Source organism: Affinundibacterium nitidum (genome assembly GCF_014284155.1).
Taxonomy (GTDB): Bacteria; Pseudomonadota; Gammaproteobacteria; order Burkholderiales; family Burkholderiaceae_D; genus Undibacterium; species Undibacterium nitidum.
The window spans coordinates 166,656-187,259 of record NZ_JACOFZ010000002.1 but is presented as its reverse complement, the minus strand read 5'-3'; the positions used below and the strand labels follow the sequence as shown (position 1 = coordinate 187,259).

The 20,604-nt window shown below is 47.6% G+C and carries 22 protein-coding genes; 8 read left to right on the top strand and 14 right to left on the bottom strand.

Annotation, left to right across the window (positions count from 1 at the left end; genetic code table 11):
* Window positions 1-163: 163 nt before the first annotated feature.
* From H8K36_RS08360 to H8K36_RS08350, 3 genes are all read left to right on the top strand, one after another.
* Window positions 164-1,279, top strand: coding sequence for an aromatic ring-hydroxylating oxygenase subunit alpha (locus tag H8K36_RS08360; protein ID WP_186916101.1), 1,116 nt, complete (start codon window positions 164-166; stop codon window positions 1,277-1,279).
* A 92-nt stretch (window positions 1,280-1,371) separates the two neighbouring features.
* Entirely contained in the window at window positions 1,372-2,289 is a 918-nt protein-coding gene (locus H8K36_RS08355) for a DMT family transporter (RefSeq protein ID WP_186916102.1), read from the top strand.
* Window positions 2,290-2,342: 53 nt separating this feature from the next.
* A complete protein-coding gene (locus H8K36_RS08350; protein ID WP_186916103.1) occupies window positions 2,343-3,206 on the top strand; it encodes a sulfurtransferase in 864 nt (287 codons plus the stop codon).
* A 6-nt stretch (window positions 3,207-3,212) separates the two neighbouring features.
* On the opposite strand, the gene H8K36_RS08345 is transcribed toward H8K36_RS08350, so the two are convergent.
* Both H8K36_RS08345 and H8K36_RS08340 read right to left on the bottom strand, forming a co-directional pair.
* Complete coding sequence (locus H8K36_RS08345; RefSeq protein ID WP_329604222.1) at window positions 3,213-3,920, bottom strand: ZIP family metal transporter; 708 nt, start codon at window positions 3,918-3,920, stop codon at window positions 3,213-3,215.
* Between the two features lie 245 nt (window positions 3,921-4,165).
* Window positions 4,166-4,651, bottom strand: coding sequence for a hypothetical protein (locus tag H8K36_RS08340; RefSeq protein WP_186916105.1), 486 nt, complete (start codon window positions 4,649-4,651; stop codon window positions 4,166-4,168).
* Window positions 4,652-4,826: 175 nt separating this feature from the next.
* Between H8K36_RS08340 and H8K36_RS08335 the strand changes: the two genes are divergently transcribed.
* Together H8K36_RS08335 and H8K36_RS08330 are read left to right on the top strand one after the other, a co-directional pair.
* Window positions 4,827-6,026, top strand: coding sequence for an RCC1 domain-containing protein (locus tag H8K36_RS08335; RefSeq protein WP_186916106.1), 1,200 nt, complete (start codon window positions 4,827-4,829; stop codon window positions 6,024-6,026).
* A 78-nt stretch (window positions 6,027-6,104) separates the two neighbouring features.
* A complete protein-coding gene (locus H8K36_RS08330) occupies window positions 6,105-7,889 on the top strand; it encodes a PglL family O-oligosaccharyltransferase (RefSeq protein ID WP_186920443.1) in 1,785 nt (594 codons plus the stop codon).
* A gap of 7 nt (window positions 7,890-7,896) precedes the next feature.
* Here H8K36_RS08330 and H8K36_RS08325 read toward each other — a convergent pair whose 3' ends face one another.
* Genes H8K36_RS08325 through H8K36_RS08315 form a run of 3 tightly spaced genes read right to left on the bottom strand, consistent with a single transcriptional unit; the run spans window position 7,897 to window position 10,607 of the window.
* Window positions 7,897-8,382: a glutathione peroxidase gene (locus H8K36_RS08325; RefSeq protein ID WP_186916108.1), complete on the bottom strand. Its 486-nt coding sequence runs from the start codon at window positions 8,380-8,382 to the stop codon at window positions 7,897-7,899.
* The gene (locus H8K36_RS08320) at window positions 8,379-9,515 is read right to left on the bottom strand and encodes a PilT/PilU family type 4a pilus ATPase (RefSeq protein WP_186916109.1); all 1,137 of its coding nucleotides are present in this window, start codon (window positions 9,513-9,515) and stop codon (window positions 8,379-8,381) included. Before H8K36_RS08320 ends, H8K36_RS08325 begins: the two co-directional genes overlap by 4 nt.
* A 48-nt stretch (window positions 9,516-9,563) precedes the next feature.
* Window positions 9,564-10,607: a type IV pilus twitching motility protein PilT gene (locus H8K36_RS08315; protein WP_186916110.1), complete on the bottom strand. Its 1,044-nt coding sequence runs from the start codon at window positions 10,605-10,607 to the stop codon at window positions 9,564-9,566.
* Window positions 10,608-10,652: 45 nt separating this feature from the next.
* On the opposite strand from H8K36_RS08315, the gene H8K36_RS08310 reads away from it, so the two are divergent.
* Genes H8K36_RS08310 through H8K36_RS08300 form a run of 3 tightly spaced genes read left to right on the top strand, consistent with a single transcriptional unit; the run spans window position 10,653 to window position 13,104 of the window.
* Window positions 10,653-11,387, top strand: coding sequence for a YggS family pyridoxal phosphate-dependent enzyme (locus H8K36_RS08310; RefSeq protein ID WP_186916111.1), 735 nt, complete (start codon window positions 10,653-10,655; stop codon window positions 11,385-11,387).
* Window positions 11,377-12,204: a pyrroline-5-carboxylate reductase gene (gene proC, locus H8K36_RS08305; RefSeq protein ID WP_186916112.1), complete on the top strand. Its 828-nt coding sequence runs from the start codon at window positions 11,377-11,379 to the stop codon at window positions 12,202-12,204. The genes H8K36_RS08310 and proC overlap by 11 nt, the downstream gene beginning before the upstream one ends.
* 45 nt (window positions 12,205-12,249) lie before the next feature.
* Complete coding sequence (locus H8K36_RS08300; protein WP_186916316.1) at window positions 12,250-13,104, top strand: PA4780 family RIO1-like protein kinase; 855 nt, start codon at window positions 12,250-12,252, stop codon at window positions 13,102-13,104.
* On the opposite strand, the gene H8K36_RS08295 is transcribed toward H8K36_RS08300, so the two are convergent.
* The 9 genes from H8K36_RS08295 to H8K36_RS08255 form a co-directional block, all read right to left on the bottom strand.
* On the bottom strand, window positions 13,105-13,479 hold the full coding sequence (locus H8K36_RS08295; RefSeq protein ID WP_186916113.1) for a YqjK family protein: 375 nt from the start codon (window positions 13,477-13,479) through the stop codon (window positions 13,105-13,107). It lies immediately after the preceding gene.
* Between the two features lies 1 nt (window position 13,480).
* Window positions 13,481-13,858 (bottom strand): phage holin family protein, encoded by a 378-nt coding sequence (locus H8K36_RS08290; RefSeq protein WP_186916114.1) that lies wholly within the window; start codon window positions 13,856-13,858, stop codon window positions 13,481-13,483.
* A gap of 18 nt (window positions 13,859-13,876) precedes the next feature.
* Window positions 13,877-14,188, bottom strand: a complete 312-nt coding sequence (locus H8K36_RS08285; protein WP_186916115.1) for an ElaB/YgaM/YqjD family protein — start codon at window positions 14,186-14,188, stop codon at window positions 13,877-13,879.
* A gap of 145 nt (window positions 14,189-14,333) precedes the next feature.
* Window positions 14,334-15,200: a 4-hydroxybenzoate octaprenyltransferase gene (gene ubiA / locus H8K36_RS08280; RefSeq protein WP_230404412.1), complete on the bottom strand. Its 867-nt coding sequence runs from the start codon at window positions 15,198-15,200 to the stop codon at window positions 14,334-14,336.
* Window positions 15,201-15,293: 93 nt separating this feature from the next.
* Window positions 15,294-16,238, bottom strand: a complete 945-nt coding sequence (locus H8K36_RS08275; protein ID WP_186916116.1) for a hydrogen peroxide-inducible genes activator — start codon at window positions 16,236-16,238, stop codon at window positions 15,294-15,296.
* A 149-nt stretch (window positions 16,239-16,387) separates the two neighbouring features.
* Window positions 16,388-16,999 (bottom strand): hypothetical protein, encoded by a 612-nt coding sequence (locus H8K36_RS08270; protein WP_186916117.1) that lies wholly within the window; start codon window positions 16,997-16,999, stop codon window positions 16,388-16,390.
* A gap of 92 nt (window positions 17,000-17,091) precedes the next feature.
* Window positions 17,092-17,850 (bottom strand): LytR/AlgR family response regulator transcription factor, encoded by a 759-nt coding sequence (locus H8K36_RS08265; protein WP_186916118.1) that lies wholly within the window; start codon window positions 17,848-17,850, stop codon window positions 17,092-17,094.
* 11 nt (window positions 17,851-17,861) lie between these two features.
* Window positions 17,862-19,202, bottom strand: coding sequence for a sensor histidine kinase (locus tag H8K36_RS08260; RefSeq protein WP_186916119.1), 1,341 nt, complete (start codon window positions 19,200-19,202; stop codon window positions 17,862-17,864).
* Between the two features lie 436 nt (window positions 19,203-19,638).
* The gene (locus tag H8K36_RS08255; protein ID WP_186916120.1) at window positions 19,639-20,550 is read right to left on the bottom strand and encodes an SDR family NAD(P)-dependent oxidoreductase; all 912 of its coding nucleotides are present in this window, start codon (window positions 20,548-20,550) and stop codon (window positions 19,639-19,641) included.
* Window positions 20,551-20,604 lie beyond the last annotated feature (54 nt).

The following is a 20,604-nucleotide window of genomic DNA, read 5'->3' as shown; positions in this document are numbered from 1 at the left end:
AGGAAGGGTTTCGGGTATAATCTCGCGTTCTGTCCAAAATTTCCTCATCAAGTGCCTATTGTTGTCTCTTGTTTGAATTTTCGACGCAGCACAAGCGCTCGAAAAAAGGTATTTGTGGATTCTTTCTCTCTTAGGTTGGTGCAAATTAATTTGGGGGGTGGGGATGTCCGATCTGGCTTCTTTGTCTACATTAGCGCGTTCTGATGCGCAACTTCCGGTTCATGTTTATTTCGATCAAGGCTTGTTAGAGCGCGAGATCAAACAATTATTTCAAGCGGGCCCACGGTATGTTGGCCACGAATTGATGGTGCCGAACAACGGCGATTACGCTACTTTAGCGGCCGAAAACGAAGGCCGTATGTTGGTGCGTAGTGCCTCTGGTATCGAATTATTGTCGAATGTGTGTCGTCATCGCCAAGCCCTAATGTTTGGTGGCCCTGGTACGAATGGCCGTGGAAATGCTAAACAAATTGTATGCCCTCTACATCGTTGGACTTACGATCTCAAAGGTGAGTTAATTGGCGCCCCTCACTTCGCCGACACACCGTGCTTGAATTTGTCCCGTACGCCTATCCAAAATTGGAATGGTTTACTGTTTGAACAAAACGGTTACAACGTCATGGAAAAAATGGCGAAGTTATCGGTGACCAAAGATCTAGATTTCACTGGCTATATGTTAGACCACGTCGAAGTGCACGAGTGCGATTACAACTGGAAGACCTTCATCGAAGTGTATTTGGAAGACTACCATGTAGAGCCTTTCCATCCTGGCCTCGGTAGTTTCGTCACCTGCGATGATTTAACCTGGGAATTCGGCGAAGACTACAGCGTGCAAACGGTCGGTGTGCATAAAGGTTTGTCGAAGTCGGGCTCAGAAAAATACAAGGCTTGGCAAGAGCAAGTCTTGAAGTTTCGCGGCGGCGAACCACCGAAGTACGGCGCGATCTGGCTGACTTTATATCCGAACATCATGGTCGAATGGTACCCCCATGTTTTGGTGGTATCGACTCTATGGCCTACCGCAACCGGTAAAACTAAGAACGTCGTCGAATTCTATTATCCAGAAGAGATCGTCTTGTTCGAACGTGAGTTCGTGGAAGCAGAACGTGCGGCCTACATGGAAACTTGTATCGAAGACGATGAAATCGCCTTACGTATGGATGCGGGCCGCAAGATTTTGTTTGATCGTGGACAAAACGAAGTTGGGCCGTATCAATCGCCGATGGAAGATGGCATGCAACATTTCCATGAATGGTATCGTCGTAAAATGCAGTTCTGAGCAGGATAATCTGGGGAAGCGAATGCTTCCCTTAATTTTTTTATCAGACTAATTTTTTTGAAATTCTCCTCCTTTTTTCTCTCTGATTTTCTATGCAAGCACTGTGGATGTTAGCGGCAACCTTCTTCTTTTCTGTGATGGGGGTATGCGTCAAGCTTGCTTCGGATACGTATACAACGGCTGAGATTGTCACCATCCGTGGAGCGGTTGGGGTGCTTGTTACCTTCTTTCTCATGTGGTGGGGAAGTGGAACCTTGCGTACGCCTTTGGTAAAAGGGCACATTTGGCGCGGTATCTTTGGGGTGACTTCGTTGTGGCTCTGGTTCTATTCGATTTCCAAATTGCCTTTATCATTATCGATCACGCTCAGTTATATGTCGTCGATCTGGGTCGCCGTGATTCTGTTTACGACATCATGGTGGAAAAATCGTGGTAAGCAAGTGGTGCATATTCCGCAGAGTTTGATGTGGTCGATTTTGTTAGGCTTTATCGGTGTGGTGATGCTGTTGCGCCCGACTATTCGTCCCGATCAAATTCCCGATAGTATTGTCGCTTTGGTCTCTGGTTTTATCGCCGCACTCGCCTATATTCAAGTGCGCCAAATGGGGGTGGCGGGGGAGCCTGAATATCGCGTGGTATTTTATTTTTCCTTGGTCTGCACCATGTTCGGAATGCTCGGGCAAGTCAGCGAATTTAATGTGCTATCTGCCCAGCAAGTCGCAGCCCATCAACAGCACCTACTCTTCGGGTGGCAAGGTATAGCGCTTTTGCTAGGAGTCGGTATCTTTGCTTCAATGGGCCAGCTCTTTATGACGCGAGCCTATCGTTTGGGAAATCCTTTGGTTGCCGCCAATTTGCAATATGTGGGCATTGTATTTACTAGTGCATTCGATATCTGGATTTGGAAAGTGAATTTGAGCTGGATCAGCTGGTGCGGTATTGCGGTTATTCTCGCAAGCGGTATGATAGCTTCTAGTTTTAATAGCCAAACCAATAAAGCAGCCGACTAAAGCGCTCGAACTAGCTTTGAATTCCACGGTATGAATTTTCGAAGAGGAAAAAGATGTTTTCAACTTTAATTTCGGCACAAGAACTCGCACACATAAAGGATCAAGCAAAATTAGTGATCGTCGATTGTCGGCATGATCTGATGGATGCCGCCGCCGGCAAGAATGCCTATGATGCAGGGCATATTGCTGGTGCGATGTTTGCGAATTTAGATCAAGATTTGTCTGGGCCTAAAGTCGGTAGTGACGGCAAATTTCAAGGCCGTCATCCGCTACCACAGACAGATAATTTGATTTCGGCATTGCGTCGTTTTGGCATTGATCACGATAGCCAAGTCGTTACGTATGATGCGCATGGCGGTATGTTTGCGGCGCGTTTGTGGTGGCTGTTGCGTTCCATCGGTCACTCGGCAGTAGCGGTGCTTGACGGTGGAGTTGCGGCTTGGTCCGCACTCGGACATGCATTGCAAACCGAATCCCCACAGCCAGCATTGGGCAATATTGAAGTACGCGTTGCCTTGACGCGTCAGGTCGATGTCACGCAAGTCTTGGTGAGTCTTAATGCAGCTGCCGACCAAACTTTTCAAGTCGTCGATGCCCGCGCGGCCGATCGTTTCCGTGGTGAGAATGAAACCATTGATCCCATCGGCGGCCATATTCCAGGCGCGGTTAACCGCTTCTTTAAAGATAACTTAGATGCGAATGGTTTGTTCAAATTACCGCAACAGTTGCGTGAGGAATGGCTGAGTAAAATACGTGATCCGCAAAGCGCCGTGATGCAATGCGGATCTGGCGTGACAGCTTGCCACAATTTATTGGCCTTAGAAGTTGCCGGCTTGAGCGGAGCTGCTTTGTATCCGGGCTCGTGGAGCGAGTGGTGTGCTGATGCGAGTCGACCAGTGGCAACAGGGCCAAATTAAAAAGGCTTAGTCGTGGTGGTGCTGTGTCACAAACAGCACCAACAGGACGCCGCAGGCCACTAGGATGATTTGCGGGATGGTTTCCTTGAGTGTGGCACGACGCTGCATCTGTGGCATTAAGTCACTGACTGCAATATAGATAAAGCCGGAAGATGCCAGCACCAGAACGTAAGGTATTAGCGAACTTGCCTTATCTAAAGTGAAGTAACCGATCACTCCACCCAACACTGCCATGAGGCTACATAGTAAGTTGTAGATATAGGCTCGTAAACGTGAGAAGCCCGCATTGAGTAATACAATAAAGTCGCCGACTTCTTGTGGAATTTCATGGGCGATAATCGCTAAAGCGGTCACCATGCCGAGATTCGGATCAGCAAGAAAAGCGGCAGCGATCAAAATGCCATCGGTGAAATTGTGCATGCCATCACCAATCAAAATCATCCATCCCGCTTTGCCTGCTTCGTGCGCATCATGACCGTGTTCGTGATGGTGACCATCACCTTCGTGATGATGCGAATGACGCAGAATAGCAAACTTCTCGAGCAAGAAAAACGCCAGCAAACCACCCAATAAACATCCAAACAAAGAACGCACATCAGCGCCAGACTCGAAAGCGCGCGGCAGGGCGTGCAAGAGTGAGGTCGACAGCATAATGCCGACTGATAAACTGACCATGCGGTCGACCAGTTTAGACAGTAGGGAAAATGAAAATATAGCAGCGAAGCTGATACTCAACACACCGGCGATTGTCGTTGTGAAGAGGATGGACGTTAAAGTGGAATGAATTTTGAACCTCGAGTGGACAGCGTATTTGCAAGGATATTGCAACTAAGTTGCGATTAGACCACAAATACACTTAAACCGCAATTTTGCCGTGTCATGGAGTGGCCGTAAAGACAACTAAAATTAGCGCCTACGGGCGAAAAAGATTCATCCGCTAGCGGGCTTGTAGGATTGGATTAATCGCTATCGAACTTGCATGCCTTAAGTCGTTCTCCGAGATCTTTGATGCTTTCCAAGCGTTTCTTGTCATCCATGTAAATAGGTGTGCCATCAGACTCCTTACCAACTTCGATCGGACCTTCGATGAGCAAGCCCGAGAGTTTCTTCTTGTCTTCGTAGCATTTGTTGTCGATTTGTCGCTGATTGTCGCGCTTACCTGCATCGGCTTCTTGTTTCTTGAGTTCGCGCGTACGAAATTCTTCATCGCGTTCTAACATCCGGAGCTTGGCGCGGGCGTTGTATTCTTTGACTGCCTTGGTCTCCGTTGGAGGGCTCAAGATTTCGACTTCTCTTACTTGAGTTGATCCTTTGGGGCAAACGCTGGCGAAAAGTTTCTTACCATTGCTATCTCGGCATTCGAGCACTTGAGCCGAGGTGGTGCTAGCGAAGGAAATTGCGATCAAGCACAGTAATGCTTGTTTCAAATGGGAGCGAGATAACATGGTTTCCACACAATGAAATAGTTTCGTTAATTAAGCAAGAATATACGCTGTTCTGCGTTCTTGGGTTCAGAATCAATCAATATGTCTTTTGCTAGTCACGCGATTGAGGCTATTGTTAAGAGCGCATGTTGGTGATGGTATAATATGTTTTTGTCATTACCATTCAGAAACAACCATGCACGCCACTCAAAAATACTTATTCCCCTCAGTCTTACTTTGTTTCTTAGCGGCATGCGGTGGCAATTCAGCACAAGATGCACAATCAGAGCGTGCAATGGCGGGTCCGCCAGAGATGGAATTGTCGGCAGATGATGGTCGCCTGGCGGCGGGTTCAGAGCACGTGCTTGCTGTACACACAGATGGACGCGTGTTTGCGTGGGGGCGAAATGATTTCGGTCAATTAGGCGATAACAGCCATGCGAATTCAAATGTTGCCGTTAGCGTAGTCGGATTGAGTGCTGTGAAATCAGTGCAAGCGGGCGAATCGCATTCCTTAGCGTTGAATCGCGATGGTAGTGTTTGGGTTTGGGGCAATAACTCTCAAGGCCAACTTGGGATAGGTTTCTTGTCGTGGGAGCGTGTACCGGTCAAACTGACTGGTTTAAGCAATGTTCGCTCCATCGCTGCTGGCAATAATCATTCTGCTGCGGTCACCAATAATGGTATGGTGTGGGGATGGGGAAGAACAAGTTATTTGACAAGCAATTTGCCGAAGCAGTTCATTGGACTTTCTAATGTGCGCAGTGTATCCGCAGGTTCAGATTACACGCTAATGTTAAAAAATGATGGCACAGTCTGGGCAATTGGCACGAATGCGCAGGGGCAGCTTGGCAATGGAAGTTTTGTATCAGCTAGGGTACCGGTAATGGTCGCTGGCTTGAGTCAAGTGAAGGCAATTGCAGCAGGTGATAGTCACGCTTTAGCTTTACTGCAAAATGGTACGGTCAAAGCATGGGGGGGAAATAGTAACGGTCAGTTGGGAACAGGTAGTTTGCAATCAACTACGGTGCCCGTTACGGTAGTCGGATTGTCTGGCATTAAGTCGATTGCAGCAGGTGCAAAAAACAGTATGGCACTTGATGTCTATGGTCGAGTAAGCGCCTGGGGTGATAATGAGAAGGGACAACTTGGTATTGGCAACCGTACCCGCCAAACGCGCCCTGTGCTAATGCCGACATTGAAAAATGCTGCAGCGATAGCGGTTGGCGGCGAAATGACCGGAACACTGCATGCAGATGGCGCGGTGTCTATGGCCGGCAGCAATAACAAAGGACAGCTCGGTGATCGTAGTTCACAAACTTCGGCGAATCCAGTTCGTGTAATAGGGCTGAGTAATGCACGCGCACTTAACCTTGGTTCAGCACGTTCACAATAATGAGGGCGAAGTCTCGCTAAATGAACAGATGAATAATGAGTGCTTCTAGGCACTCATTATTTTTTGTAGATACACTTTATGTATTTGAATCAAACACAAGAACAACTTGCACGACAACAGCAAGTGCAAGCGCAGTACTCGCTGCCTCTTCTTCTACTCTGTCTTGCACTGAATATTCCATTTTTTCTCCCTTGGCACACGCTACCATTTACATCCTTTTGTTCTGAGTTGGCAGCCTACATATTGGGGATGACGGCGGTGTTAGGCATGATGATCAGTCATAGCTCAATGCCAACGATCTCTTTGCCGCGTAATATCTTGGCTCCCGTTTTCTTTGTTCTTCTAGTACTTCTGCAGTGGAGTTCAGGATATTTTGCGTATGCAAGTAATGCCATTTTGATGCTGATGTGTGGGGCATTTTTGTGTTTGTTGATGTTGGTTGGGGCGACGCTGAAAAAAGCATGTGGCATACAGGTGCTGATGACGAAGATTGCGCAGTCGGTGTTGATCGGAAGCGTATTATGTGCCTTGATTGGATTCGTACAAGCCTTAGGTTATGCGAAGGTCTTTGCGGGCTTGATTGCTAACCCAATGATAGCCTCTGGTGTATATGGAAATATCGCGCAACAAAATCACTATGCGACTTATCTTGCGTTTGGTTTAGCTTCGATGTCCTATTTGAGCCTGACGAACAAAATCTCCTTAAGAACAACTCTCTTGGCATTGACTACTTTACTGGTAGGACTTTTTCTCTCTGCATCGCGTAGTGCCTACATTTACGCCGCGATGATGGTCTTAATCCTGTCGTGGCATCGTTTTTCTTCTTTGGTTAGAACTAGGTGGTCGGTTCGCTCCCTTTATCTTATCCTTGGGCTCATCATTTTTTTGATCGTATTTGTAGGACTTGTTTCGCAAGGTTCAGCGTTGCCCCAGTTGAAACGTCTTACGAATCTTTCTGAGAGCCTGGGAGCGCGAGCATTTTTATGGCGACATAGTCTTGAAATGGCGCAAGAATCACCACTGCTTGGGGTGGGGTTTGACGCGTTCGCTTGGCGCCTAACCGAACAAATCGGGACGGGAAGTCTCCCAAATATGTGGGGTGTCGACCAATACGCACACAACATTTTCTTGCAGCTACTCGCTACGTTAGGGGTAGTCGGTCTGTTCTTAATCTGTTCGCCGATTCTGGCCAGTATCCCGTGGCGTAGTTGGCGTCAGAGCTCAACGTCCCGCTTTTTTATAGCGATGTTATTGGGAATTTTGTTGATCCATAGCTTACTTGAGCAGCCGCTTTACTTTACCTATTTTTCAATTTACGCCGCTTTGCTGTTGAGTTTTGTTGATGACCAACCATGGACCATATGCTGGGGGCAAGTGCAATCCACCCTCATCGGTATGGCTGCCATATTCTTGTTAAGTATTGCAGCTTATTGGGGATATCAATACAAACAATTTGAAACGATCTTCAACCAGGCGAGCGCAAATGAGCTGCGATCGGATACGACGGCGGAACGATTGAGGGAGTTACATCAACTTTGGGTCTTGCAGCCTTTAATTGAAGGTTATGCACCAGAGCTATTCGTTGCTCATGATGGACCAGTGCAGGAGAAGCTAAAGCTGAATCAACGCCTGATCCGTTTTGCACCTTTGCCAGAAAATATGTATCGGCAGGCCGCACTTCTGGCGGAGAAAGGACAGACTGAGGCGGCCAAATATCAAGTGCGAAAAGCTATTTTAGTTTATCCGGACATGGCTCGGCTTTACCTTGAACGTTACCGCTTCTTGGCAACCGAGAACCCAGAGTTATATGCGGAACTTGCCATGTTTACGGAGCAGGAAATCGACCTGTATCTCAATAAGTAGTTAATCTTTAGCTTTTCTTTAAGAGTTCGGCGATTGCCAAACGAAGGTTTGATGGCGTTGTTTGTGGTGCGAAACGTTCGATTGCGCTACCATCGCTCGTAAGCAAAAATTTGGTGAAGTTCCACTTAATCGATTTACTTCCGAGAATGCCAGGAGCCATTTCTTTGAGGTGATGGAATAATGGGTGAGTATGTTCACCATTGACGTCTATCTTCGCAAACATGGGAAAGCTGACCCCATAGTTACGCTGGCAAAACTCACCGATGTTCTGATTCTCCCCCGGCTCTTGGGCACCAAACTGATTACAAGGGAAACCAAGAATTTGCAATCCTTGGTCTTTGAACTCTTGATACAGATCTTCAAGGCCAGCGTATTGTGCTGTGTAGACGCAGCGACTGGCGGTGTTGACGATTAGGTATGCCTTAGCAGGAAATTGCTGCAATGTGACATGTTTTCCATCGATAGTTTCAAGCGCAAAATCGATACTCGTCATACGATACCAAGATGATGCGTGCCAGCCGAAAGATCGCGATTGCTAGCATCTTTCCCTTTAAGTTTAATTGCAAGGCGAAGCTCATTAACAGAGTCTGCGTTTCGTAACGCGTCTTCATAAGAAATCAAATCTGCTTCATGTAAATCGAATAGTGCTTTGTCGAAAGTCATCATGCCTAGCTCTTCTGATTTCTTCATGATTTCTTTGATTTCGTGGACATCACCTTTAAAGATGAGGTCTGAAATCAATGGAGTATTGAGCATGATCTCGATTGCCGCCACACGACCTTTTTGATTGCGTAGTGGAACCAAGCGTTGAGAAATAACGGCCTTCAAGTTCAAAGATAAGTCCATCAACAATTGCTGGCGGCGTTCTTCAGGGAAGAAGTTGATCATACGGTCAAGCGCTTGGTTAGCGCTGTTCGCATGCAGCGTGGCCAAGCATAAGTGACCCGTTTCAGCAAAAGCGATCGCTAAGTCCATCGTTTCACGGGAGCGGATCTCACCAATTTGAATCACGTCGGGTGCCTGACGCAAGGTATTCTTGAGAGCGATTTCCCAATCGTCGGTATCGATACCAACTTCACGTTGTGTAATGATGCAATTGCCGTGTGGGTGAACATACTCAATTGGATCTTCAATTGTGATGATATGTCCGTGACTATTGGCGTTGCGGTGACCTACCATGGCAGCTAAGGTAGTTGATTTACCAGAACCTGTCGCACCGACCATAATAACCAAGCCGCGCTTGGTCATCGAGATGTCTCTTAATTGACCGGGAAGGCGCAATTCATCGAAAGTTGGAATCGCTGACGTAATCGTACGTAATACCATACCAACTTTACCTTGTTGCAAAAACGCAGAGACACGGAAGCGCCCAAGGCCTGGTGGATTGATCGCGAAGTTACATTCTTTAGTCGATTCAAATTCTGACGCTTGGCGGTCATTCATAATCGCGCGCGCCAAATCAATCGTGTGAGCAGAACTCAATACTTGGTTTGAAACTGGGGTGACTTTGCCATCAATTTTGAACGCAGGTGGAAATTCCGCGGTGATGAAAAGATCGGAACCATTTTTGCTCAACATCAGTTTGAGCAAATCGTTCATAAATTTGGTGGCCTGATCGCGTTCCATGAAACGTCCTTAAAAATACTGTAAAAAATGCTGTAAAAAGTAAAAATATTAGCCAGGGAAATTCTCTGGAATCTTCGCTGCTGCGCGTGCGGTTGCCGCTGAAATGACGTTGCGACGTACTAAATCCGAGAGATTTTGATCTAGTGTCTGCATACCCATGTTGCTACCTGTTTGGATGGCTGAGTACATTTGCGCAATCTTCGCTTCGCGAATCAGGTTACGAATCGCTGGAGTGCCGACCATGATTTCATGTGCAGCAACGCGACCAGATCCATCTTTAGTCTTGAGCAGGGTTTGTGAGATAACCGCTTGCAAAGATTCAGACAACATCGCACGCACCATTTCTTTTTCTTCCGCAGGGAAGACGTCGATAATACGATCGATGGTTTTAGCAGCGGAAGATGTATGCAAAGTGCCGAACACTAAGTGACCTGTCTCCGCAGCGGTGAGTGCCAAACGAATGGTTTCCAAGTCACGCAACTCACCCACCAGAATGACGTCAGGATCTTCACGCAGTGCAGAGCGCAAGGCATTTGAGAAGGAGTGGGTATGCGGGCCGACTTCACGTTGATTGATCAAACATTTTTTCGAGTCGTGCACAAATTCGATTGGATCTTCAACGGTCAAGATATGACCATATTCATTTTCATTAACGTGGTTCACCATGCCGGCCAAGGTGGTCGACTTGCCTGAGCCTGTTGGCCCGGTGACGAGAACCAAACCGCGTGCCTTTAGCGAGAATTCAGCGAAACACTTCGGAGCATTCAACTGTTCCAAGGATAAAATCTTGGAAGGAATGGTACGCATAACAGCCGCTGCGCCGCGTTCTTGGTTAAACGCATTGACACGGAAACGAGCCAAACCCGGAATCGCAAAAGAAAAGTCGCATTCGAGGTTTTCTTCATATTGCTTACGCTGACCGTCATTCATAATGTCGTAAATCAGCGAATGGACGTCTTTGTGTTCTAATGGCGGCAAATTGATGCGTCGTACGTCGCCATGGACACGAATCATCGGTGGCAAACCTGAAGATAAGTGAAGATCGGATGCGTTATTCTTAACCGAAAATGCGAGAAGTTCTGAGATGTCCATTTATAATCCAATACTAAAACTGGGAATTCGTCTGATTACTTGATTATGTCCTCAATCTCTCAAAACTTGCAAGCCGTACACGAGGCAATTGCGCAGTCTGCGCAGTGCTATGACAGGAATCCAACTGATATTGTTTTATTGGCAGTTTCTAAGACCTTTCCAGCTGAAGATGTGGTAACAGCTTGGCAAGCGGGTCAAATCAGATTTGGCGAGAACTATGTACAGGAGGGGGTCGATAAAATTGCAAGAGTTGCAGAATTATTGGGTTTGCCAGTGGTGGATGGCAATGCGATAGGCAAGCCTGCACCTGAATGGCACTTTATCGGCCCGATACAAAGTAATAAAACGCGCCCGATTGCCGAGCATTTTTCGTGGGTGCATTCTGTTGATCGCGACAAAATAGCGTCTCGACTATCAGAGCAAAGGCCAGCCCACCTCCCGCCGCTCAATGTGTGTATCCAGGTCAATATTAGTGGTGAAGTGAGTAAAAGTGGGATCGCGCCAGATCAATGTGCCGCCTTAGCGCGCCAAATTCAGAGTTTGCCGGGCTTGCTATTGCGAGGTTTGATGGCTGTACCAGAGGCAACAGAAGATGAGTCTGCACAACGACGCTCTTTCGCTGCTTTACGCGAATTGTCACAGCAGCTAACACAAGAAGGCATACAGCTTGATACGCTCTCAATGGGAATGAGCGGTGATCTTGCAGCTGCGGTAGCAGAAGGCAGTACGATGGTAAGAATTGGCAGTGCTATTTTTGGGAAAAGAAATTATGCAGTCTAGTTTGAAGATCGGCTTTATCGGCGGCGGCAACATGGCTTCTGCTTTAATTAGTGGTTTGGTAAAAGTGCTGGATTCTGCGACACAGATCCATGTCGTAGATTTAAATCCAGCAGGATTGGATCATCTGCGCGAGCGTTTCGGGGTGAGTGTGGCAGCACAGATGGATGAATCTTTGCGTGATTTGGATGTGGTTGTGTTTGCCGTTAAACCGCAGAGCATGCGTGAGGTAATGACACAATTTTCACCATATCTGGGTCAGCAATTATTGTTATCTGTCGCTGCTGGCATTCGTGCCAGTGATATCTCTCGATGGTTAAAAGGCTATCCGAAAATCGCTCGTGCGATGCCAAATACCCCCGCCATGCTCGGTCTGGGAATGAGCGGCTTATTTGGACTTGATGGATTGAGCGCTGACGAGCGCCAACAGACTACAAGCATTATGCAAGCGGTCGGTAAAACCGTGTGGGTGCAGGAAGAGTCGATGATTGACGCAGTGACTGCTGTCTCTGGTAGTGGTCCTGCTTATGTTTTCTATTTTATAGAAGCCTTACAAGAGGCCGCGATTAAATTGGGTTTTAATGCCGAAGATGCCAACACTTTGGCATTGCAAACCTTTCGTGGAGCAGCTGAGTTAGCGATAAGTTCGAATGAACCTGTGAATATACTGCGTGAGCGCGTTACTTCGAAAGGCGGGACAACGTACGCAGCACTATGCAGTTTTGACGACAGTCAAATAAAAACTGCAATCGAGCTTGGCGTGACAGCAGCAGCTCAGCGCGGCAAACAGCTCGGTGATGAATTTGGTCAGTTACCCTAATCAAGTAATCCTTTAACCTTAATTTTTTGAATTTCGAAAGTCCATCTGAAAACACCTAAACGATTACTTCCGCTGGTGGAAGAGGGCATGATAGATGAAGTCTTGCGCCAGCTCATGAGCGGAAAAGAAGCCACAGTATATGTAGTACGCTGTGGCGAGGAGATCCGTTGCGCCAAAGTTTATAAAGAAGCCAGTCAACGTAGCTTTAAACAAGCAGCCGCTTATCAAGAAGGTCGTAACGTCAAGAACAGCCGTCAAGCTCGTGCCATGCAGAAGGGCAGTAAATACGGGCGCAAGATGCAAGAAGAAGTTTGGCAAAATGCCGAGGTCGATGCGCTGTACAAGTTAGCCGCCGCCGGCGTACGCGTGCCGAAGCCTTACATTTGTTTTGAGGGTGTGTTACTGATGGATCTCATCGGCGATGGTCAGGGAGATGTCGCCCCTCGGTTAAACGACGTTGCACTTGATGCCGATACCGCGCGCACCTATTTTCACCAACTACTGCATCAAGTAGTGTTGATGTTGGGCGCTGGCATTGTGCATGGCGATTTGTCTGAGTTTAATATTTTGCTCGATGCCGATGGCCCAGTGATTATCGACCTACCGCAAGCGATCAACGCTGCAGGCAATATGGGCGCCGAAAGTATGTTGATCCGCGACGTCGATAACCTGACACAGTATTTCTCTCAATTCGCGCCTGAACTGAGTGGAACTCAATATGGTAAAGAAATCTGGCAGTTATATGCTGCTAGCTTGTTAAGCCCAGAAACACCTCTAACCGGAAAAGTGGCAGCTCCCACCAAGATGGTGGACCTTGATGCAGTCATCGAAGAGATTGAATTGGTGCGTCAAGAAGCGGAAGATCGAGCACTTTATTTAGCGACTCGTAACGAAAAATGATTATGGCGCAGTGTTCTGCGCGTCCAAATTTGAACGGCGTGAGGCACTCACTACAGCGTTAAATAAGGGTGACAAACGCTGCCACCATGACCAATAGCGAACGGCGGTTGCCGCCAAAGATAAGGCTTTCTTGGGACGACTGAGCACGAGGCCTGCTAAGCCGGCGAGGACGCCGTATTTAAGCGGTGTTGAAAATTGATTGGCGACGGTCATGACTTCAGCGCATTGATCCAAGCTGCTCAAAATTGGTTGCAGTTCTCGAACATCGCGCGCCAGATATTCACGCTGTAGTTGGCAACGCACTTGTAGTTGCGTTATACGTTGTAAGACACGTTGTTCACCGCTAACGACTATTGAGAGTGGTCTGGTCGGCATACTATCCTTGCCGATCTGCGGCAGCACGTAATTGCTCCACGTCGCGTGCCAGTTCGGCGCTGCTCAAAGCAAATAATTTCGGCTGCATTGCTAGACTATTTTTGACCCATGCGAACAGACAAAGTGCAAGGCCTAGAAATGCGCCTGCCATACACCCGATCGCCAAAAGGCGATGGGTGTCCCAGTAATAGGCAATCACCAAAAGCAATAGCAGCATTAAGCCTACGCTAGCGAACAATATCGCAATTAAAGAGCACAGCAGATAGCGGATATAGGCTTGCAGCCGCGCTTCAGTTTCTACGCTGAATAATTCAAGGCGCGTTTGCACCGTCTCCAAAACGGAGGCGGAAAAACGCGCAAGACTGTCTGAGATCGTCATCTGAGTCGACTTTTTCGCTTACTTATTTCGACCAATCAAGAGACCGACGAGTAGGCCAACACCAGCGGCAATACCCGCGGTTTTCCATGGATTTTCACGAACATAGTGGTCGGTTGCTTGTGCCGAATCCTTAGCCTTTTGTACCACTACACCTTCAATGCGATGCATCTCGGTTTTAGCGGTCTTTAGCGTTTTTTCGAGTTTTTCTTTGGCACTGTGAAAACCTTCACCTGCTTGTTGCTCGGAATTTTTGATCAATTCTTGTGCATCATGCAGCACTTGATTGAGTTCACGGAGTAGGGTTTCTTTGGTTTGTTCAACGTTGCTCATGACGATTCCTTTGGTGGTATGCACTTCAATCAGCACTAGATTGAGTGTAGTGCTGATATAGGAATCGCATTTGCGTTAGCACAAACGTGATGCACTTAGGCGAAAGCCGGATCTGCCTTGGCCTCCAGCAGCCGGTTGTAGCGATTTAGCGTAGGGCAAAGTCGACGACGATACCTGCAAAAATCGCTGCACCTATCCAATTGTTATGGCGAAAGGCGGCAAAACAGCTCATGCGTTCTCTAGCTTTGATCAATTGATAGTGATAGACCGAGATGGCTGCAGCGATAGCTATACCGATAAAGTAGGCTAGGCCGGCACCTACTAGGTAGCCACAATAGGCAGTGATGGCGAAAGAGAGTACATAGCTACACATGACAGCCAAGACATCAAAGCGGCCAAAGGTAATGGCAGAAGTCTTGATACCGATTTTTAAATCATCTTCACGATCGACCATCGCGTATTCCGTGTCGTAGGCAATCGCCCAAAAAATATTGGCGACCAATAGATACCAAGCGATAGCAGGCACAGAATTGCCAACGGCGGCATAGGCCATGGGAATCCCAAAGCCAAAGGCGATGCCAAGGTAGGCCTGCGGAATAGCGAAAAATCGTTTGAAATAGGGGTAACTGCCAGCCACAATCACGGCAACGACGGACAATTGTTTGGTCAGCGCATTGAGGGGCAGAATCAGGGCAAACGAAACCAAGGCTAAAATCACCGCAACCATTACGGCTTCCCAACTTTTGATCTTGCCGCTGGTGAGAGGACGCTCTGCCGTACGTTGAACAAATTTATCAAAATCGCGATCGGCAAAATCATTGATGGCACAACCTGCGGAGCGCATCAAGGCTGTTCCTAGTGTGAAGATCAGCAGTAAATGCCAAGTTGGAATGCCGCCGCTAGCCAGCCATAGTGCGGCTAGGGTAGGCCACAAGAGTAGCAAGATGCCGATAGGCTTATCGAGGCGAATCAGCTTGTGGTAAAGCGCGAGGCGTTGCAATAGAGCGTCCATTGGTAGCATTCAATCAGGCGAAAAACCTAATCTAGGAATAGAGAACAAGGACGCATTATAAACCAGCCGGCAATTGCTTTTATCGCTGCGCTGCTATTGTGCGATGGCGGCTTCATCCAGCATGGTGACCCCTGGCAACTCACACGCCAATACCGCTTGGCGGATAGCTTCGATCGCCGCTTGTCGTGTAAAACTCTTGCGCCAAGCAATCACCACGCGTCGATCTGGTGCGCGATCACTAAACGGTACATAGCGCAACATACTGTCTTTAGCATGCATATCAGTGATTGATGCGCGTGGTAACACCGTGATACCTATACCGGATGCGACCATGTGACGTATCGTTTCGAGTGAAGAGCCTTCAAAAGTACGAGCGATACCATCGCTCGCCGTAGAGAAACGCGCCATTTCTGGGCACACTTCCAATACTTGATCACGGAAGCAGTGACCATTGCCGAGGAGTAGCATGGTCTCGGATTTGAGTTCAGCGGCCGAAACTGAATCGCGCTCGGCCCAAGCATGGTCTTTTGGCATGGCGACTACAAATGGTTCGTCATACAAAGCTTGTACCATCATGCCTTGGTCGGGCAAAGGCAGTGCCATGATGGCAGCATCAAGCTCACCTTGACGCAGCAATTCCATTAGCTTGACGGTGAAATTTTCTTGCAGCACAAGCGGCATTTGCGGCACTTTGTCTATCATGGTTTTGACCAAGGTAGGCAGAAGATAAGGACCGATGGTGTAGATGATGCCGAGACGGAAAGGGCCGCTCAGTGGGTCTTTGTTTTGTTTGGCGATTTCTTTGATAACTGCTGTTTGCTCTAACACACGTTCAGCTTGAGCCACGATTTGGGCGCCAAGAGGAGTGGTCGATACTTCAGTGCCACCACGTTCAAAAATAGTGACGCCTAATTCATCTTCGAGCTTTTTAATGGCAACAGAAAGAGTCGGCTGGGCGACAAAACAAGCCTCTGCCGCGTGTCCAAAGTGCTTTTGACGGGCAACTGCAACAATGTATTTTAATTCAGTGAGTGTCATGCCTAGAGTTTGGCACAGACTGCGCTTGCCGTCAGCATTCCCTGTAAAAATTTTTCCTTCGGTTCTGATGCACTGCAATGTCGCTTAAACATGAACACTGATTTTTACTGCGCAGATAACTTGGTAAATAATTAAGGATGAATTCTTATTCAATCTTCTGTTGCAACGGATAAGCTCAAATGCGCGTCCCCTCTTAACGTCGCCAATGTCTTTTCCATAAAACCCGAGGCGAATCGATGTCCGTGCTTGGAGTCACGCAGGGCGATATACCATTGACCCACCACCGCCATGAGTTGCGGTGCATCTTTAGCGCGTTCGATCCGGTGAATGAGATCGGCCGATAGTAATCCGAGATAGGTGTGTGCCGTGCTGGTCATGAAGTCTTTCACTTCGCGCAGTTTTTCTTGATCTTCGAGAAATGCCGGTTTTACCGTGCTTAATGTTGCCTCTTGCTGGTGAAAGGCAGCAATCGTCGCGTCGCAAACTGCTTCAGGGACTTGTTCGTCGACGGCACTGACTTGGATCAGTTCTTTCTTTGCTAAACGATCGACAATTCTTCCAAGTTCTTCTTCTGGCATGGCGGTGAGAAGTCGATCTAAACGCTTGATACCATCAAGCATAATCAAGACACTGCGTTCGCGTACGTTGAGCCCAGCCACACGACGAATAACTTCCTCACGTCCTTTTGCCGTCTTAGAAAATACGGTCGACCATGTGAACCATAATTGAAATGGTGTAATCCCTGCGCTCGCTGCCTGCATTGCTCTTCACTCCTCCTTCGAAAACGGAGTGAAGTGTAATGTTCTTTTGTTACGAGTTGATGGCAGAGTTTACTACATCGTGAAAAAGTGATTTACATACTCTTGAAGCGCCAAGCATAGGTCTGACTCACCTTGAGCTGTTCTTTATGATTTTTGAGTTCAACAAAAATATTGCCCATCTCATCGCGTCGCGCACGGGCAATCGCATGCGGGTTGACCATGATACTGCGGTGAATCTGCCAAAACTGTTCGGGTGCCAGCCCTTTTTGTAGATCTTTAATTGAGGTGCGAATATGGCCTTCGTCGTTGGCGCTGACCACACGGGTATAGCGCAGATCCGATTCGAAAAATAAGACTTCTTCAATCGGAAATAACTTAATCGTATTGCCGGAGCTGGCGCTAATCCAGCGAATTCTTTCTGCCTCTTGCGGAGCACGCAATTGTTGATCGAGCGCTGCCATGACCTGCATTAAATTCTGCGGAAGCGCTCCGGCTTCTAGCTGTTGTTGAATTCGCGTGATGGTTTGTTGTAAGCGTTCCTCGGTAATCGGCTTCAATAAATAATCAATGGCGCCTAGCTTGAACGCTTCAATTGCATGGTTGTCATAGGCTGTCGTGAACACCACGCGGCATTTGCCGTCGCTCGCCCGTGCTACGTCGAGGCCGTTGATTTCAGGCATGCGAATATCAAGAAAAGCGATGTCAGGTTGGAGTTTAACAATCGCATCTAAGGCATCGCCACCATCTTCGCATTCGGCAAGTATGCGTAATTCGGGCCAGACGATTTGTAGTATACGTTTGAGATCGTGTCTTTGCAGGTCTTCGTCGTCAGCAATAATGGCGGTTGGCATGTGGTTCTCGCTTATACAGAAATATTGTCATTTTCAAGTTCAAGATTGAGGTCGAAGCTCAAGGGCAAACGTATGCTCGCCTCAATTCCACCTTGCTCACGCATATTCAGCGTGAGGGCGGCATCATCACCGTACAATTGCTTGAGTCGCTCGCGGATATTCGTTAACCCGATACCGGTACCAGAGCTCGTCGTGCCGAAACCAACGCCATTGTCTGCGACGCTCAGAACCAATTCTTCACCGATTGATGCATTCTGTTTTTTTTCTTTTCTGGCTGTCACGACAATTTCCACTGGTCCTTTTTTGGGCTCGATCCCATGTTTGACTGCATTCTCAACAAGGCTAATCAACATTAGGGGTGGCACCACACAATCTTTAAGTTCGGTCGGACATTCGATAGAGAAGCTGAGGCGTGGGATACGTGTATGAATCACGCCAAGATAGGCTCTGACTGATTCAAATTGGTTCTGTACCGTGGTCAACATTAAGTTACCGTCGTCGCGCATTTGGGGGATGGTCGAACGCAGATAGTCGACGAGATGATCGATTATAACTACGCCACGTGCAGGATCGCTCAACATCGCTGCGCGTACACCAGAAAGCGTGTTGAATAAAAAATGTGGTTCAACTTGGCTGGCGAGTACGGAAAGTCGCATCTGTGCTTGATTGCGTTCACGCTTATATTTTTCCAATTTCTCTTGAATCATGGCTTCCTCTAATGCACGCCCTTGTTTTAAGTAGGCGACATAGTCAAAAGCGCCGCCCCACCAAATCATTAAGATGAGCCAAAAAACCAAATTCACAACGCCCGCTTTTCTTTCCGACTTGGGAGGTTCGTCGGTGATGATTACGCCGAATTGGACCTGTTCATTATTGATGATTTTTTTAGCTTCTTCCTTTTTGACTGGCGTGCTTTGCGTCACTTTTTTTTCTAAGACACGGTCTGCAGACTCGGTGATGCCAAACGACAAAGCAATCCCAATTACGAGTACAGCGGCAATTCCATATTTTTCTTTCTTGGCTGACCACCTACGTCGACGAACTTGGCATGCCAACCATCTACCGAGTAATAAATTGATGGCAATACCAAGGTAAATGACGAGAAACATTAAGTGCGGCTTGACCTGGTTTGGCGAGACTTTAGGTTCGAGCGAAATAAGAACCGCGATGCTACCTAAAATAAAGGCAAGTACAACCATCGGTAGCGCAAAACTCAGCGCCCTATAACGAAACCAGGTTTGACTAAAGATAGGATAGTGCTGGGCACGCACAGACCAACTGCCAAGTTTGGCAGTGAGCTTTTCTGGCAAGGGTTGGTCGGGCAGAGGCGCCGTCTTTTCTATATTGGACATGTTGATGTCTGGTTTTCTTCAAGTGGTTAAAACAAAGAGTGATGCTGTACTATCGCAGGTCGACGAGACCAATTGTAAAGAAGCGATAGGATAGTCCTAGATACGCATTAAGCCGTCTTTTTTTGACATGAATATTGGCAGAGCTCCGCAGGTACCCCAAAACTAAGCAATTCTTGGTTCATTGTATTGTGACTATATGGCAAAAGACAAACCGATCGAAGTAGGTGTTGTTCCTTGCATTAAACTAATCGATCATGTCTCTAAAGGCAATCTCAAAGAAATGTCTACTAATTGAGTGGATTGTAAGTGAACTGTAAGCGAGAAGAAGATAAGCGATAAACTCTCCATGAGATAAAGCAAGTCTAGTCTTCCATAGCTCCAAATAAAAAGCCCCGTAGATTCAACTTACGGGGCTTTTTGTTAATTGTAGCTTGGCTTAGTCGCGATGTGCCGCCATCGCTGCCATGATTTCCTGGTGGCCTTGTGCCATACCGTTTTCAGGAATCTTTTGTTCGTTGCTATCTTTGACTTCTTGCAGGCGGGCCATTAGTTCTTCGTCGACTGACTCACCACGTCCAAGATAGACACCTTGCGTCAAACTAATGTGTGCTGCTTCAAAGCTACCTGCACCTGCACACAAGATAGTGCGATTCGGTGCATCTTGCGCAGCCAATACCAACATCGCTGGCACCACATCACTGGCTTGAATCGCGTTTAACATCGCCTCTGGGTAGAGACCGTTGGTCATCCGAGTCGCAGCAGTGGGTGCTAGAGAGTTGACGCGAATATCGTGTTTCGCACCTTCGATCGACAAGGTTTGCATCAAGCCGACTAATCCTAATTTCGCTGCGCTGTAGTTGGATTGACCGAAGTTGCCATACAAACCTGACGAAGACGTCGTCATCATGATGCGGCCATAGTTTTGCTCAACCATAATAGGCCAGACAGCTTTACAGCAATTGACGCTACCCATCAGGTGTACCTCGACCACTAAGCGGAAATCTTCCAACTCCATTTTGCCGAACGATTTATCACGCAAAATGCCAGCATTGTTAATTAGGATATCAACACGACCCCATTTATCCATGGCGTCTTGCACCATCGCTTGCACAGCGGCGAAATCGGTTACCGAAGCGCTATTCGCAATTGCTTCGCCGCCAGCAGCGATAATTTCATCTACGACGGCTTGTGCTGCGCTAGCAGAACCACCAGAACCATCACGTGCGCCACCAAGGTCATTCACCACTACTTTGGCACCGCGTTTGGACAAAGCAAGTGCATGTTCGCGACCCAAACCACCACCAGCACCGGTAACAATGGCAACGCGTCCTGAAAAATCTAAACTCATGAGAACTCCTAAAATGATGTTGTTCTGGCGATAGGGGAAGATAGTCGAAAATCT